The organism is Flavobacterium gyeonganense, assembly GCF_029625295.1.
Lineage (GTDB): Bacteria > Bacteroidota > Bacteroidia > Flavobacteriales > Flavobacteriaceae > Flavobacterium > Flavobacterium gyeonganense.
The window spans coordinates 3,345,053-3,362,730 of record NZ_CP121112.1 but is presented as its reverse complement, the minus strand read 5'-3'; the positions used below and the strand labels follow the sequence as shown (position 1 = coordinate 3,362,730).

Annotated in this window: 13 protein-coding genes; 7 read left to right on the top strand and 6 right to left on the bottom strand. The window is 35.8% G+C overall.

Annotated elements, in window-relative coordinates:
- Nucleotides 1-286 precede the first annotated feature (286 nt).
- On the bottom strand, nt 287-1,771 hold the full coding sequence (locus P5P89_RS14515) for a hypothetical protein (protein WP_278008982.1): 1,485 nt from the start codon (nt 1,769-1,771) through the stop codon (nt 287-289).
- 636 nt (nt 1,772-2,407) lie between these two features.
- Here P5P89_RS14515 and P5P89_RS14510 point away from each other — a divergent pair.
- Genes P5P89_RS14510 through P5P89_RS21805 form a run of 4 tightly spaced genes read left to right on the top strand, consistent with a single transcriptional unit; the run spans nt 2,408 to nt 5,165 of the window.
- Nucleotides 2,408-3,280 carry a sporulation delaying protein family toxin gene (locus tag P5P89_RS14510; RefSeq protein WP_278008981.1) on the top strand — a complete coding sequence of 291 codons (873 nt, stop codon included), beginning with the start codon at nt 2,408-2,410 and terminating at the stop codon, nt 3,278-3,280.
- A complete protein-coding gene (locus P5P89_RS14505; protein WP_278008979.1) occupies nt 3,267-3,845 on the top strand; it encodes an SdpA family antimicrobial peptide system protein in 579 nt (192 codons plus the stop codon). The genes P5P89_RS14510 and P5P89_RS14505 overlap by 14 nt, the downstream gene beginning before the upstream one ends.
- Nucleotides 3,829-4,734, top strand: a complete 906-nt coding sequence (locus P5P89_RS14500) for a sporulation-delaying protein SdpB family protein (protein WP_278008978.1) — start codon at nt 3,829-3,831, stop codon at nt 4,732-4,734. Before P5P89_RS14505 ends, P5P89_RS14500 begins: the two co-directional genes overlap by 17 nt.
- Complete coding sequence (locus tag P5P89_RS21805) at nt 4,716-5,165, top strand: DUF1648 domain-containing protein (protein ID WP_379680114.1); 450 nt, start codon at nt 4,716-4,718, stop codon at nt 5,163-5,165. Before P5P89_RS14500 ends, P5P89_RS21805 begins: the two co-directional genes overlap by 19 nt.
- A gap of 438 nt (nt 5,166-5,603) precedes the next feature.
- On the opposite strand, the gene P5P89_RS14495 is transcribed toward P5P89_RS21805, so the two are convergent.
- The 5 genes from P5P89_RS14495 to P5P89_RS14475 form a co-directional block, all read right to left on the bottom strand.
- A complete protein-coding gene (locus P5P89_RS14495; RefSeq protein WP_278008977.1) occupies nt 5,604-6,029 on the bottom strand; it encodes a hypothetical protein in 426 nt (141 codons plus the stop codon).
- A gap of 155 nt (nt 6,030-6,184) precedes the next feature.
- A complete protein-coding gene (locus P5P89_RS14490; protein ID WP_278008976.1) occupies nt 6,185-6,655 on the bottom strand; it encodes a hypothetical protein in 471 nt (156 codons plus the stop codon).
- Between the two features lie 536 nt (nt 6,656-7,191).
- Nucleotides 7,192-7,644: a carboxymuconolactone decarboxylase family protein gene (locus tag P5P89_RS14485; RefSeq protein ID WP_278008975.1), complete on the bottom strand. Its 453-nt coding sequence runs from the start codon at nt 7,642-7,644 to the stop codon at nt 7,192-7,194.
- Between the two features lie 68 nt (nt 7,645-7,712).
- Nucleotides 7,713-8,288: a Crp/Fnr family transcriptional regulator gene (locus P5P89_RS14480; RefSeq protein ID WP_278008974.1), complete on the bottom strand. Its 576-nt coding sequence runs from the start codon at nt 8,286-8,288 to the stop codon at nt 7,713-7,715.
- A 483-nt stretch (nt 8,289-8,771) separates the two neighbouring features.
- Nucleotides 8,772-11,279: a DUF7619 domain-containing protein gene (locus tag P5P89_RS14475; protein ID WP_278008973.1), complete on the bottom strand. Its 2,508-nt coding sequence runs from the start codon at nt 11,277-11,279 to the stop codon at nt 8,772-8,774.
- Nucleotides 11,280-11,410: 131 nt separating this feature from the next.
- Here P5P89_RS14475 and P5P89_RS14470 point away from each other — a divergent pair, with 131 nt between their 5' ends.
- The 3 genes from P5P89_RS14470 (at nt 11,411) to P5P89_RS14460 (ending at nt 17,676) form a co-directional block, all read left to right on the top strand.
- Entirely contained in the window at nt 11,411-16,741 is a 5,331-nt protein-coding gene (locus tag P5P89_RS14470; protein WP_278008972.1) for a thrombospondin type 3 repeat-containing protein, read from the top strand.
- A 48-nt stretch (nt 16,742-16,789) separates the two neighbouring features.
- Complete coding sequence (locus P5P89_RS14465) at nt 16,790-17,233, top strand: hypothetical protein (RefSeq protein ID WP_278008971.1); 444 nt, start codon at nt 16,790-16,792, stop codon at nt 17,231-17,233.
- A gap of 95 nt (nt 17,234-17,328) precedes the next feature.
- Complete coding sequence (locus tag P5P89_RS14460; RefSeq protein ID WP_278008970.1) at nt 17,329-17,676, top strand: toxin glutamine deamidase domain-containing protein; 348 nt, start codon at nt 17,329-17,331, stop codon at nt 17,674-17,676.
- Nucleotides 17,677-17,678 lie beyond the last annotated feature (2 nt).

Genomic DNA, 17,678 nt, shown 5'->3' with positions numbered 1-17,678 from the left:
CCAGCAACCAAATCGGGTTAATCAAAACAAGATGCGTCAGGTCGTTTTTCATTGTTACTATATTAGTTTCTTGCAGTCACTTCCGAGTTAGCATTGTTAACCAAATGGCACACAACTTGCATATTTATGAAAAGAACATTGCTATCTGCCAAATTTTGGCGTAGGTTGGCAAAACTCTTATTTTCGATTTTTGCATCTTACTAAACAATTATAAAAGTTATTAATGTAGAAATATCCTTATGTAATTAAATTATAAAATATCTGCTTTTTCAATACTAAGATATTATTACTTGCCAGATCTAGCTTTATTCAGTTTTTCTTCAGTCCCGCCTGGAGCTAACCACAAATTATTTTTAATTATAGTTTCAAACAGTTGGTCTTCCGTAATACTCCCATTAATTTTCTGTTCGATAAAATCTATTATTTCATCGGCATTCCCATAGGTAGGTTTTACTTTGTATACTTCTCTAAATTTTGCCAATGCCTCTGGAAATTTCTTGTTTTCCAGCAATTTAAAACCATCACTATATAATTCTTGTATACTACTCACAGTCCCCCCTCCTAAATCCAACTTGTTTTCTTCTCTTAATTTAGTATTTACTTGTTGCTCAAAATTACTTGGAGAGTATGTATATTGTAAAATTGCTAAATATCGATTAAGATCATTAACTTTTTTATCAATGCCATACAATGTCTTTCTTTTATTATTTTTATGATCGATTTCCTCTATAAGCGATTCTTTTATAATTTTCTCGATGGAAGAAGCCATAGGATCAATATAATCTGATGATGTATCAGACAGCTCCTTTATATATTTCTTTTGAATGATTTTCAATTCTTTAAAAACAGCAGTATTAATGTCTGAAACTGATGTTCTATATTCATCCATTACAGGTATTAATTCCGGTTGGGTCATTACCTTTGTTATATCCTGTTCATCAATAGAATTTCTGATAAAATCAATTACTTTAGTGTACTCACCATATGTCTGAACATCAAAGGAGGTGTTGACTGGAATATTTAATCTAGCGCTTTTTCCGGTTATACCAATGGTTTTCATCGAGATATCTACTTTAATTTGTCCAAATTCCACTCGGGCAGCTAATTTTTCAATACTCAAGCTATTTTCCTCGTTCCCCTTGTTTAATTCAATTCCTGAAATCTTAAATTCACTTCTCACTCCAACTGCATATCTAATTTTTGGTAATCCAGTACAATTGCAATCCTGAAACTGTAAATAATCAATTACAACATATAAATCAGATGTTTTTATTTCGTTATTAATTATTCCAAAAGCTTGTAATGCGGTTTTATTATCCCCTTTAAATAAATAATGCCTAAACTGAAATCCACTTTTAAGATCTTGTATAGTTTTTGGCACAACTATTTCACATGGGGCGACGCCTAAAGAATCTGTAATGGCATTGCTAAGTGTTTTATTCTGGCTAGGTTTACTGTCAAAAAGCCTGATAATATGCTTTCCTTTTAGATTTATGATTTTTTCTTTCTCGGCTGGAATTGCAATATTTGCTAATCTTTTACTTTGGGGGTCGCTATTAGGTATATCAAATACATTTTCTCCCGCTTTTTCAATTATCTGCTTAACAATTAAAAACTCCAATATGGCTTGAGAATAATAGCTTTTATCAGCTACTATAGCATTTAAACCTAATACATCTTTATTCTTTTTTGCAAACTTTTCCCAAGCCTCATCCTGACTGTAAATAAAATTAGATGCTAATAATAGGCATAATAGTAGAGCTTTTCGCATAATCACAGAATTAAAAACACACAAACTGTTCAATATCACAAAGTTACAAATCAAAACAACTTTAACAATAGGTATTTATACCCTTTTTCGATTTCTAAATAAAGAGATTATACACACTATTAAAATTTTGTTTCATCGAATAAGAATAATAATTCAAAACGTTATACTTATCAAGAACAATTTAAAAATCGTAAAGGTAATTTGCACAAACAGCTATCAATAGCATTAAAAAAATACGCAAAAGTCAAAGACATTTACGTAGCGTTATACCAGAACACTTCGGAGCAATTTTATCTACTTAATTTGCTTCACTTTGCGGGCACAGAATACAATTCTGCGCTAACCGTTGTGCAGACATGCGCGATCGGAGATATAAATTTATTTTTAAAATATACGAAAAATCTTGTCTTTAAAGCATTTTCCTCTATATTTGTCCAGATTAAACTGAATTTTTTACAGCATTACATCAAACCTTCTCGAAACTGAACCATTATGAAACATCTTAAATTAAAATCACAAAGCATCTTTAAGACTTAAGGAGTTGAGTAATTAAGTACCCCCATTCCATAATAAACGAAAGACGCTATATAAAAATTTTAGCTTTGAAATCTAATCAATAACAAAAATATAAAAACTATGAAAATACTAAAAAAGCACTTAGCCAAAATAGCATTTGCATTGGCTATTACTGTACTATTTGTGAGCTGCAGCCCATCGGAAAATAACTCCTCAGCTACAGAGAAAGCTTCCAAATATTCCGACGTAGAATTATTTAAATCCATTTTTTTTGGAGTTGGAGAATTTGCAGCTCATATTAACCAACTAAAGAGTAAGATAGATCTAACCAATAATCTAAAGGGTGATAAAAGAACAGAAGTACTCAGTAAACTGGATGTTTTAGTCAAAGAGATCAAAACTAAAAACCCAAGCTTCTTCCCAGAATTCAAACAACTTATCACAAGTGGAGATCAAAGAAAAGTTCAGGTTGCTATTGAATTGGGCTCTACCATGATTAAAGAAAACTTTGAGGTGATATTTCCTGAGCTAAAGAAAGTTTTTCATAAGGTAAAATCTGACATCTATACAGGTAAATTTAAACTAAATAAAGAAGACAGTTTTAAGACATACATCGAAACATTTCAGACAGCCATCAACAAAGGTGAATATGACAGTTTACTCAAAAAAAACATGATAACGGATGAAAATGAGACTGTTGTTCCCTGCACATGGGCTGTAGCTTGTGTAGCATATTTTGCAATAGCTGCACACAATACAGTGGCAGTTACCGCCTTGATTTATTTTAAATTTGCATTTTATGGCCCTAGTATTGATGGAGGTAATCAAGTTACCTATGATGGAGCAATTAGTTGCGGGCTAGATTGTACAGGATTGGATTATATAGGACCTGACGATATTAGACCACCTCTACCAGTAATAGATCCTGAAGAAGCTACTTTAAGAACAGAAACTTTGGTTAATGAAATTGCTGAGTATTATGCAGAAAAGTAAGTTACTTAATGGCAAGAGTTATTTTTTAACTTTTGCCGTTTGTTCCATTTTTACATTTGTATTTATTGCCGGGGTTTTTCTTTACACGGTGCATGAGAACCCTATAAAACTAAATATAAATTTAGAAAATAAACTTTTTACTTTTGTACCCCAGGGCTGGGCTTTTTTTACAAGAAATCCAAGAGAGGCGCAAATTGTGATTTACCAGAAAACCGCCGACAATAAATTTGAAGAAATTTCACAAAGGCATTCCTCTCACAATAATTTATTTGGACTTAAAAGAAAAGCTTCAAAAATATTGTCTGAATTACAATTCATTAAAAGGGAAATAAATGACAGCCTTTATCAGAATACGATGTGGAGCTATCAGGAAAAAATATATTCTAAATTGCCTTTGGAAGTAATTTCAGTACAAAATCAGATGGAAGACCCGATATTGTGTGGTGAATATATAGTAATCTATCAAAAGGCGGTGCCATGGGCTTGGAGTAGATCTTTACACAGAATAAAAATGCCTGCAAAAATAATTCGTCTTAACATACAATGCAATGATCGAGAAAATTAATAACCGAATTAAAACTTCTTGTTTAGAGCTTTTTCCATATACAAATACTGTCGGTTTTGCAAGGAGTATACTCGCTCTGGGAACTTTACTTACTTTGGTTTTAAATCCAATTAGTATATTATTTCATAAAAAGATAGACGGTACAATATTAAACCCTGTACTAAATCCAGTTATACCTATAAATGAATATAACTTTTTTACACTCTGTGGCTTTGATAATATCATCTACATGAAAGGATTGGCAATAGTGATTCTTTGTATAACCATTTCGGGTTACTTCATAAAAATAACTTCAATATTACACTGGTGGGTTTCCATTAGTTTTCTTTATTTTTCATCGATAATAGACGGAGGGGATCAAATTGCATCAATTTTAAGCTTCTTATTAATACCATTTTGCTTAACAGATCCAAGAAAAAATCATTGGATGTATATTGAACCTAATGATTCTGCAAAAAACATTATTGGTTTATTTTCAATCTGGATAATACGAATTCAGGTCGCAATCATATATTATCATGCCTCATTAGGCAAACTAAGTGTGCCGGAATGGGTAAATGGCACAGCAATTTACTACTGGTTTAACCATAGTGTTTTCGGAATGCCTCCAAGTATTTCTATACTAATGAACCACCTTTTAAGCAACCCAATTATTATTTCCTTGCTTACTTATAGTGTTATTGTTCTTGAAATTTTATTATTCTTAGGATTGTTAGCATCTATAAAATATCGCAAAACAATTCTTTGCTTTGGAATCTTATTTCATTTCTTTATAATCATTTACCATGGAATATTTTCATTTTTCTTCTCAATTTGTGCTGCTTTGATATTATTTCTCTATCCCACATATCAATCTATTAATTTTAAATTATGGTTTCTAAAAAAGTAAAAATACTGTATCTCATTAGTCTGTCGATATTTTTAACTTATCTTCTATTATTATTCTATCATTATTCAGACATTCCTCAAACAGTTGCTTCTCATGTGGACATAACTGGCAAAGTAGACGGATATAGCAATAAAAATTCATTGTTGATTTCTTCTGGAGTCAATGTACTAATACTAGTTTTTATCGGGTTTTTGATAAAAAATCCAAAATCGGCTAATTACCCAGTTGAGATCACAGACGAAAATAGAGAAAGTGCATATAAAAAAATGCAATTATTTTTATGCATAACAGCAATTATTACCACGTCTGTTTTTTCATATATGGCATTTAAAGCAATTGGCCTCGAAAGGAATTTTATATATCTAATTATATACCTGATTGCAACTCCTTTAATTACCATATTTTATTTTGGAAGGAATAAAAAAAGTTAAAGCTAAACGGAACAATTATGTTCTTACATAATTTTAGATAGAATCCTTTTAATTGTGCATTGTTTTTTAGAAGTAGTATGCATGAACGTATTGTCACTACCAGTGGGTTTGGGACCAAATTATGATCACTCTTCGGATTTGCCAAAACTTACAAATACAAACCGATTTTTCCATTAAGCCAAATACCCAAATTGCTTGTAGCTGTTAGCACCCGTTAAATTATTTTGTGTTTACGGAGGATTGTCTTGCTGTCAGCTGAATTGACGGCCTTGTATTTGTTTAGGTTAACACCAAATTGCCTTTCTATTTTATTTCGTAATATCCTGTCTGTCATGTCCGTGTTTCTTGTGTCCAGTATTTTGTCGTCTTTGCTCAAGAGTAACGGAAATAAAGTTCTACTTGGTTTTAGTTTGAACAAAACAATTTTATCAACCTTTTTCAAATTACTATAATATGATTTTGAAACATTACCGACTTTACACCACAACTGATCTTCTTTGTGGTCAATTGCATACTGAATGTTAGTTTTTGATTTGGCACTATTACAACTTCGTTGTCGGCAGTTTTAAACTGTTTTAAATAGGAAAAGAATTTGTCAAGTGCTTTTTTGTCCTCTTTGTATTTGTCTAGGAGCAGCCAACTCCAGTTCATTGAAGAGCTTTCATATTTATATTTCAATATACCTCCAAGACAGTCTGTGAACAACGAGAAGTCGGGGTGATTTAAGTTTTTGTCGTAAAACTGCCCGCCACCCACGAGAAAACCTGTCACGAAATGATTTAAGGCTATTATTCCATAGTCGTTACCAAGATACATTGCTGGTCTCTTTTCTATATGGTCAAAACTGTCGTAAATGTTTCTCATTCTTAATTGGTACCAACGTTTGTCCGCTTGGCTTAGTTGCGGTCAAAAGCGTGTTGATTATTTTCGGTTAAGATAAAATTTTCTGCGTGAAATGATTGCTTAAATTTTAAGAAAATCTAGCAATTGAGCCAAACGGCGGTTAGCACCAGTTCTTATTAGCAGCCACATGAGTAACTTAGGATTATTTTACCTTTCAATTCTTTAATTTCCATATAACAACCTGCGTCACCATCTTCTTTCGGCTGATATTTTGTTTTCGATTTATTCCACTTGCTGTAGTCATTTTTAAAAAACCATTCAACAAATTGAACAACATCATTTTTTGAGTAGTTTGGAAAGATAATTTCAACTTCAATGCCTGCCTCAGAGCAAGAATTTGTTTTTAATTTAATTCCTGTTTTAAATTCACATTTCTTTGCACAAACATCTTTTGAGTCACTAAATCTCTTCAAAATATGTTCCGATTTCTTTCCAAGATATTTTGAGAAATATATTTCTTCTGAATTGTCTTGGTGTCTTGCTTTTTCTATAAATGATTTTGTTGGAATTGGCAATTTATTTGTCTGACCTAATATAGTAAGCCAGTTAAATAAAAGAATTGTGGCTATAAATGTAGATTTTTTCATGAATTGGTGCTAACTTATTTATATGCGCCACAAAGTAACGCCAATCTACCCGAAATTGGGTGTATATACGAATGTTTGTTGCGTTTATATACTTTCAAAAATAACCAAAAAAGATTACAAAGCATCAAAGAATATTTAGTTATCTCTACCCCTTCTCAATAAAGGATGGAACACTTCGGGGTTCAAAGGCCCACACGAAAGGATTAGTGCGGGAGCGGGGGAACTTATGATCAAAAGTGAGGCGAAACACTTAAAAAACAAACTTAAAAACGACTTCAAAAAAAAGAGGCGTGATAGCCTCTTGAAATTCTTATAACTCATTTATCGAAAAACCCATGGTAGCGGAATCTCAGCGTTTCTCCCGTAAAAACGGCACAAGCTGTTCAATACGGCTTCATTACTTCGTCCGTTCGCCAAGGCTCGGGTGTTCATGCTACGCACACAACGAATCCCTTAGCTGTTATGCATAGCTAAATTACAAAAATATTCTTTGTGTAAAAAAGCAGGTTGTTAAACCTGCTTTTTTTATACTAGTCCTATGCAAGACTTTGTCCTATCGGTAAGTGGGTGCTTAATACGACCCTGTTCCAGAGGTTGATGGTAATTATGGCAGTTATAATATCTGCAAGTTGAGTTTCGCTAAAAAACTGTAACGCGGTTGAATAGGTCTCATCTGACAATCCATTTTGATGTATTAACGTTATCTCTTCCGTTATCGCCAACACTACTTTTTCTTCTTCCGTAAAAATGTCTTCAGCCTCTCTCCAAGCATTCAATAGAAAAATTCGTTGGTTTGTCTCACCATTTTTAATTGCATCTTGAGTGTGAATATTGATACAATATGCACAACCATTAATTTGTGATGCTCGGATCTTTATAAGATCTTTGGATGTTTTAGATATTGAAGCCTTTGAAAGATACATTTCTAAACCAACCATCGCTTTTAGTGCACTTGGTGCAACTTCCTTAAAGTTAAATCGTTTTTGCATTATATAATTCTTTTAAAATTGTTCAATGCAAAATTGGAGGATAAGGAAATAAAAAAACTTAAACTGGTTTAAGAAAGAAGCCTCTTTCGGATTTCGCTTAAATACTCGGGAGTGAAACCTAGATAAGAAGCGATTAAATATTGGGGAACACGTTGCACAAATTCGGGATGATTTCTCACAGCTTGGAAATAAAATTCTTCTTTTGAAAAAGAAAAAAGAAATTTTATACGTTTTTGAGCTGCTGCATAAGCTCGTTGGTAAACAAAACGGAAATAGCGTTCCATCACAGGAAATTTTTCTAATAATTTTTCCTGTTTATCTTGGGTGATATAAAAAACAATAGATTTTTCTACAGCCTGAATATAAAATTCCGTATGAAGTTGGTTTTCGTAGGCAAAGTTATCTGTAAGCCACCAGGTTTCAATGGCAAATTCAGTGGTTTGTTCAGTACCTTTTTCGTTGATATAAAACTTTCTCAACAAGCCACTCAAAACAAAATAATGATGCCTGCAAATTTGTCCCTCCTCTAATAGGTTTTCTTTTTTGGCGACCTCTTTCGTGTCAAAGAATTTTTTAATTTCTTCAAATTCATCGTCAGAAACTTTTGCGAATTTAGTTATATGTTTTTTGAAAATTTCAGACATCTTTGATTTACACTGTTTGGGTTTAAGATTGCAGGTAACTTTTTTTATATGCGCCACAAAGTAGCGCCAATCTACCCAAACTTGGGTGTATATGCGAATGTTTGTTACCTTTATATACTTTCAAAAATAACCAAAAAAGATTACAAACTATCAAAAGAATAATTGGTTTCCTCTATCCTATTCAATAAAACCAAATTATACTAAACCGCTATTTAAAAGTCGGGAGACTCTAAGAGGTTTTCATTTTACAAGAACATTAAAAAAAATGTGCGAAGTCATAGACATTCGCACAGCAATTTAGCTTTTAAGTAGAAACACTTCGGTGAGCTGGGAGGTAATTAAATATCGCCTTAAGAAAAATCATTAATCCTGATTTGGATTTTTTGACGTTTTAGTGACAAGCAGTTAGCTTACATAACCCCTGCAGAGATCCTATTGTCATCTCGTTGTCATCCCTTAGGGACCACCAACTACGCCCAGCACTTACTTTTTAACAAACCGCATCACACCATCACCCAGTTCTGTCCTCACCCGCATTACATAGCTTCCCTTAGCAAGTGCTGTAACATTCACATCACCTTGGGGTCCGGGTGTTACATTTTGAAGTACTGACTGCCCTAAAAGATTATACACTGTTACCGACTGAACATTAACTTGTTTCGGATTACTGATGAATACCCTATCGCCCGCAGGAACAGGATAAAGCGCCAATTCAATCGTTTCAAATGGTGTAGTATGCAAAGACGTCTGCACCGTCACGACCGAAGTATTCGTCACAACAGGGAGATTGTAGTCAAAATAAATCGAAGCTGTATTCTCCAGCACAGCACCTTCTGCAAGCGAATTCAATGAACGAATTTTAAAAACCAAATAGCCATCATTATTCTCATCAGCAAACCCAAGCTGTATGTTGTTGAACATAAACTCGACCTGATTACCTTGTATCACGCGGGTAGTAAAAGGATGGCTACCCTCTACCGGACTCAAACTAGCGATATCAAATTTAGTGGTATCAATCATGTCGGTCACCTTAATGTTTTGCGCCGATGCGGTACCCAAATTCTCGAATCGGATGCGGTAATACATATAATCACCTACCTGTTCCGGGCGCACATAGTCACCTCCGAGGCAAATCTTATCATTAGGATCAAACGAATTTACTACCGTTTGCTCCAATGTCGCTTCATTATTCGTCGCAACTTCGTCCTGAGCCATGTTTGCCACTGCTGAAAATTTCAATACATCATTGCCATTCAGTGGCGGCGTATCGGTAGGGGTGTTCAAGTTTAGTTTTACAATATATTCAACTTCAGATAACGGCAATAAACCTTCAATATTCCATGTCACCGAGCCCAAACCTGCGCTTGCGGCCAAAGGGGTACTTTGGAGGTATTCCGCCGTAGCGGCATCGTACGCAAATCGTACAGTACCTGTTGCCGTTTGATTGCCATTGTTCTTAACCAAAACTTTATAATAGGCGTCAAAACCTGGTCTCGCTTCATTAATTGGCACTATTACAACCGACAAATCATGGTGGATTCCGACTGCGGTCACACAGAAATTCTGGTTTGCATAATTCGTTGCCGATGGCATATTCAGACTGATACTTGATGGCGAAACGCTGAACCAAGTCGGATTTTCAAGTATAGGCGTGATAACACTTGTGCCATTTTTGAGCATTACGCCATGGTAACCATTGGAACTGGAATAATAATAACTTTGGTTCGTACTGTTCACCAGTTTGTACTTAAGGTACGGAAATCCGGGATCGGCATCGGTACACCCATTATTTTGCATGTCCAATCGGGTATAGCCGTTTACAAGGTAGCTATCAGTACCGAGCAAGCGAATCATGTTAGTCCTATTAGACTGACCTCCAATATTTCCATAATCACCACAGTGCAAGATCATACCGTCAGGTTGCTGCAAGACCCTGCGCACCTCCGAGTATTCTGTAATCCTAACGCCAGTACCAGTCGTCGATGGCGAAAAAGAATACGTTACTGAACCGTTTGGTAACAGCATAGCAATACCATAAATACTGCTCGCACTAAAATTACCTCCAATCAGGATATTGCCGTTAGGTCGCACCAAAATGTCATTTATCACAGGATTTGTGTCATATATTGGGGATGTAAACGTGTTGTCATAACTTCCGTCGGGGTGCAGCCGTGCTAAGCTCTTAGACTTGTTGCCGTCGCAAGAATCGAACCTTCCGCCCACCAGTATTTTTCCGTCAGGCTGTAATGCCAATGAAGACGTATAACCATTCCGACCTGTAAAACCGGCGTTGATATCAAATGTTGGATCTATTGTGCCGTCGGCATTTAGTTTTTCAAGATGGAGGGACGTCCCCACCCCTCCTGGGTCCGGCATGCGTATTGAGCCGGCTACAATTAACTTGCCATCTGGTAATACCAATACGGCAATGCACTGCTCTATTTCGGGATGCTCATCATAAAAAGTGGTATCTAAAGCACCATCGGCGGTCAGGCGAAGCAGTTTTTTAGAAGAGTCATTTCCAACCAGTAGCTTCCCGTCTGGCAACAAGGTCAAACAGTAGATATAAGAAGATGCTGGCAAAGCTGGCGTGTCGAAAGTTGTATCAATAGTACCGTCGGTGTTCAGCCGAATCATAGGTTTGATTACACCTGCTACGGTAAATTGGGAGCCCAATATAATTTTGCCATCGGACTGTATCAGTATCGGACATTTATGCGAATTTGCCGTATTATCGGTCAATACTCTAAAAGCAGCATCACTCGAACCGTCTGCATTGAGTCGTTCTATGGTTCGCGTCCATCCCGTATTGTAATTATATTGGGTAGCCTCAATGACAATTTTGCCGTCGGACTGAAGCGCCATATCGTTGACTTGTTTTTCATAATTATTCCAAACCGTAGCAGGAATAAATCCCGGATCGGCACTAGCTGCATTTTGCGCTTGAAATAAAGCAGGAAGCAACAACAGTGAAAGTAATAGTTTTCGCATATTTCAGATTTTGGCCAAAGATAATAAAGTAATGATACCAAACGCATTTAAATTACAAGTGATGTGGAAGTTTACTATGTAGTTATCGAACTTTCGGGGTTTCGCAAAGGCGGTTGTGAGCACGAGTGTGAGTGCGGTTTCAAAAGCCCACACGAAAGGATTCGTGCGGGAGCTGGGGCCCATTATTCATAAGTATTGCACAATTTGGTTCTACCAATTTAAAATATGGTAATCCCAGAACGAATGATGTAATTAATGCTTATCAAGCCTACATTCAGAACCAGAGCCAAAACCCAACTCCTCAGGAAGATGAAGAAGTAGAGGTTCAGAGCTGGAATGATTTTGCCAATTCTTATGCAATTTCAAAAGATATTTGTGCGCCGGCTACAATGACTCCATCTTTTAGTCTGGAAATTCCTGTAGTTCCGGGAACAAAAACACCTTGTGAGATCTATAAAAAAGCCATCAACGATACCAATATCCAGCAAGTATCAGATGCTTTTTATACCGATAAAAGAGAAGCTTTTAAACAAAATTACCTGAAAAAAGCGCTTGAAGGGATAAATGAAACTCTAACGCAAAAATCTTTTGATAAAGAGTACCAGTATACTTTGTACTATTACGATCAGGCAGGCAATTTAGTGCAGACAGTACCGCCGGAAGGTGTACAGCGCTTAAAGGCTTCTTCTGACGAAACTATCAACAGCCTGCGTAAAACAAATTCGCAAAAAGAAGATACAGCACCGGTAAATGATATTCCGGTATTGCCGCTTCATAAAATGCAGACACAATACCGCTACAACTCATTAAACCAACTCGTATGGCAGCAAACTCCTGACGGAGGTGTGACACGTTTTGCTTATGATGAACTGGGGCGAATCATTGCCAGCCAAAATGCCAATCAGATTGGGAATTCACAATTCAGCTATACCCGTTACGATGGTCTTGGCCGAATCACAGAAGCCGGACAGCTAAAAACAAAAACCGGTCTTTCTTTAACTATTAGCGAAAGCGGACGTTTGACAGATGCCGGAGGAAATTTAATTTCTTCGGATGCTGTTACCAAAACAATCAATTATCCATACAATATTGCCGATGCTACAGAACAGGTAACCAAAACTATTTATGACAGTCCTGTACAGGACACTCAAAACTGGTTTACTACTTACGGATCAGACAACAACCATAAAAGGGTTACTGCTGTATTGTATTTTGATACGCTCACAAGCGCGGTTCCTGTAACCAGTTACGCCAACGGTATTTTCTATGATTATGATGTACACGGAAACGTAAAAGAGCTGGTGCACCACATCAACAACCCAAAACTGACAAGTATGGGGGTTGCTGTTAAAAAGGTAGTGTATGATTATGACCTGATCAGCGGAAACGTAAACAGGGTTACCTATCAGCCAAACAACGCAAAAGATCAGTTCATACACCGTTATGAATACGATGCCGATAACAGAATTAAGCAGGTTTATACCAGTAAAGACAATATCATCTGGGAAAAAGAAGCCAACTACCTGTATTACGATCACGGTCCGCTGGCACGTTTAGAGCTTGGTGACAAACAAGTTCAGGGTCTTGATTATATCTATACCCTACAGGGCTGGTTAAAAGGAGTGAACTCTGAGAAACTGGGCTATGCTTTTGATGCCGGTCAAGATGGTCTGAGTGTAGCGCAGGATGCTTTTGGTTTTGCTTTAAATTATTACAAAGGTGATTACCAGTCACGTGCGGGCACTACTAAAGATAACACGTTATTTAGTTTCAGTAAAGCGCAGGCATTAGAACTGGATACGAATAATCTGTTCAATGGAAACATCAAAGAAATGGTAACTTCATTGACAAATCACGAGCAAAATACAGTTCCTACTCAGTTCAATTATTATAAATATGATCAGCTGAACAGGATTAAGGAAATGACTTCTAAGTCGATTACAACGGCGGGGGTTGCTTCAAATGGTTATTGGTCAAATTACACGTATGACCGAAACGGAAATTTATACAACCTAAACAGAGCAGATCGTTTAAACGGTGTGATTACGCCTATGGATCAGCTTTCTTATACGTACAATAACGGCAACAACCAGTTAAGACGTGTTAATGACGCTGTAGGAAACGGGGTGTTTGTTGCTCCGGGTGGTACCGTTAATGATACTTCTCTGGACATTGACAACCAGACCGAAGATGAAAATTATGTTTATGATAATATTGGCCAGTTAAAACAAGACAAGCAGGAAGGATTAAACATTGACTGGCGTGTCGATGGTAAGGTCAAATCGGTTACCAAAAATAACGGAACGGTTATCAGTTTTGAATATGACGGTTTAGGAAACCGAATTGCGAAAATAGTAACGACACCTACTAAAACTACGACAACTTATTACGAGCGTGACGCACAGGGTAATGTACTGAGTACCTACGAAATGATCAAACAAGGCAATATAACGAGTTATTACCTTGTTGAACAGGATATTTATGGCAGCAACCGACTTGGAACTGAAAACCGCAGAATACTCATCAGTGAGGAAAATGGTACGCTACTTAGAAAAGCGCTGAACAGTAAAATTACTGCCAGTACAGAGGCTCAGACCCTGACAGAAACTCCTGTTCAAAACATTCTGGCTGGTATAACCCTAAATAGTATATTTGGAGCCGCAACCTGGAACGAAAAACCGGAAAATACCATCAATTTATTTAATAGCGATAAACAGCAAACATTAGCAATAGAATTAACCGGACATCTAAAAATAGATGCTGCTGATACACCAAACAGCACTTATCTGTTAGCTTCTTTGCACAGTACTCATATAGAAGGTGACATGTGGCCGAGGGGTCCTGCCCGTTCTTACTTGAACTCAGTTTTACTATCTGTCAAAAAAGGACCAAGTGGTTACAAACCAGTGATTACACTTATAAAATACAGAAGGACGCATCACAGGTATAAAAAATCACACAAAAAATGGCGTCTAAGCTATAGAAGTTATAAACATACAACCAATTATGAAATTATGTCTCCGAGCATTCCGGAAGATGAATGGGATATAAAAGCAAATATTGAACTTAGTAAAACATTAGGTGAATATGTTGTAACCATTACGGTAAACGGAAATGAATATAAAACAACTGCAATAAAGCATCTTAATTACGACGGAGATGAGGAGGATAATATGCAGGATGATTCCCCTCGACTAAGAATCAGATTGCCACAAAATACAGTTGGAGCTACAACTATCACTCATAAACCAGATGATACTACAGTATACAATGCACTAAAAAGCCAAATATGCGATTTTGGGTATACGATTGATAACGGACAGGAAAAAGAAGATCTCCTGACCAATTATTTCAGTTTGGATAAAGAAGGAACTACACAGCCACAAGTGACCTTTACTTCTACCACTAATCATACCATGACATTGGCTGCTGGTGCTCAATTTTCACAAACCTATTGTGGTGCTAAAGATGATGACAAAGACGGTGATGGTTATATAGATACTCTAGATAATTGCCCGAATATATTCAATCCGGACCAGGCAGATGAAGACGGTGACGGTGTTGGGGATGTATGTGATAACTGTCGCAAAAAAATCAATACTGACCAGTTAGATACCGATAAAGATGGTGTGGGAGATGTATGTGATAATTGTATAAATAATGCTAACTTTGACCAGGCCGACACCGAAGTTGATGAAAACGGAAAACCACATCCTGATGGATATGGCGATGCATGCGACAATTGCAAAACCATATACAATCCTGATCAGAAGGATGAAAACAACAACGGTATTGGAGATGCCTGCGAAGGACTGGCACAAGGTATGGGTAAAAATTCATTTGCCACTACCCCACTCACTGCCTATCGTTTTGTAGGAGACAAACAATATGAATTATCGAACCATTTAGGTAACGTTCTTTCGGTAATTAGCGACAGGAAACTAGCAGGAACAATCAATGTGCCTGGGTTGACGACACTTAATGATTTTAATTTCACTGGCTGGGCAAACATTAATGCAGATAATAACTGGAGTGCAGCAAATGCTGCAATAGTTACAACAAATACCAATAAACTGGTAATAACCGCTAAGGGATTGGGTACTGGAGTTGTATATTCTATGCTTACAACAACCGGTAAAAAATATACCGTAACTTATGACCTGGAACTGACTACTTCTCCTGAAATTAAGGTAAGAGCATCCAATTTTGGAGTACCTTTCCAGCAAAAAACGGATAAAACTTCAGGAAGGAACAGCATAACTTTTATCGCAACTGGCGTAGTTACAAATATTGAATGGTTAAAAAACAGGGAAGACGGAAATTTAGAGGAAGTATTTACGCTCGATAATGTTAATACAGCCGTTGAATCTGCAACTAATCAGGTTTCTGTTATTGCTTTTTCGCCAGACGTTCGAAGCTACTCAGATTACTATCCTTTTGGACAGTTAGTGCCTACTAGACATGGTAGTTCGGATTCTTATCGTTATGGCTTCCAGGGACAGGAGAAGGATGATGAAATTAAAGGTGGTGAAGGGAATTCGTTGAATTATACTTTTAGGATGCATGATCCTAGGGTTGGTAGGTTTTTTGCGGTGGATCCTTTGGCGCAAAAGTACTCGTGGAATAGTCCATATGCTTTTTCCGAAAATAGAGTTATCGATGGGGTTGAACTTGAAGGACTTGAATTTACAAAACTCAACAAATCATTAGTTACCGCACGATTAAACTATTTAGAGGATCATCCCATGGCTATTAATCAACAAAGTTCTGGTACATGCGTCCTAGCTGCTATTACTTATTTATGGATTAAAGAAGATTGCCAAGGTTTCAGCCAAACGATAATGAAATTATATAACACTGGAGAAGCTAAGTATAATCAGTTTGTTTTTCATCCTGGAGAAGATCTTCAAAATATTGACCCTAAAAACACAAAAATTACTCACGAAAAAAATTATAGCACTGATTGGCTTATATTAGCTAGTCTTCAACAAACTTTAAATGCGCACAGGGATAAGCCTGACTACTCAGGTAAAGTTAATGATAAAGGCGAGGATATTGGACCAACTGAAAATTCAGCAACAGAAGAAATGTTTTTAATGAAAAAATTATTAAATTTTAAAGATGTAAAAGCTATTCGCCCTAATGAAAAAAATTCAGGTTCGCAAACTTTAAAAAACATTGATACAAAATTTCGTGCAGGTTACGCCATAATTTTAAATGTTAAAGCAGCAATTATGTACGACTTAACAACAGCTTCTGCAATCCCAGGTATTCAAGATGGCCGTCATGCTGTAAATTATTTAGGAGGTCTACAAGAAGCGGGGAAAAATATACTTGGTCAACAATTATATCAATTTAATGTTCAAACGTGGGGGAAAAAAGAATACACAATCACAGTAACAGAAGGTCAAATAGAGAATGGTGCAATTATGAATTATGTACAAGGTAAACCTACTAAATAAGAAATATATGAAAATACATAGTGCTATATTATTAGTGTTTTTTTTATTTTGATAAGTTGTAAAAAAGGAGATGAAAATTTAGAAAAAAAATCTACTAATGTTGTAAAAAAAGATAAAATATTATTAGAATTTAATCCCAAGTTAATTACTAAATTGGATTTAATCAATACTGACAGTATTATATTAGAAGATTTTTATAAAAATAAAAAAATATCATCACAATGGGTTAATTTTCAATATAAAAATAAAGTAGATACAGCATATACCTTATTTAAGGAAGCAAAGTATTATTTTCAACTTAAAAAAAGTTTTGTGCAAAAGCACGATTATAAACTAATCATTAATATTAAAGATACGAAGAAAACTTATTTTTTTGAGAATATTGATTACGATTCAATTCGAAATGGCAAAACAATTTATTATGTTACTAAATCATATATACTAAATAAAAAAAAATATGGAAGTTATGATGCAGTTTACTATTTAGAATAACTCCCGATGGCTCGGATATATCAACGCAACGTTACCCTGAAGCAGGAAGTATTGCTAATATAAATCGCTCAATTGAAGGAACTCAATTAGGAAATATGAATTGTACTAATTGTGTAATCTCAACAGATTTACAATTACAAGGAATAAAAAGTACGGCAATGCCAAAAGCTCTTACTCCAGAAGGGCAGTATACAAATGGACCAGTAGCAATATCTGTTTTAGAAAAACATTACAGTGCGAAATTTGTAAATACGAACGTATCCAAATTAGAAGAATTGTCTATTGGTAAAAGAGGTATTATATTTGGGGAAACAAAAAGGGGTGGTGGACATGTTTTTAATGTTGTAAATCAAAATGGAACAATTAGATATTTAGATGGACAGACAGGAAAAGCAGCTGACATTAATAAGTATTCGAATTTAAAATTTTTACCAACAAATTAAAT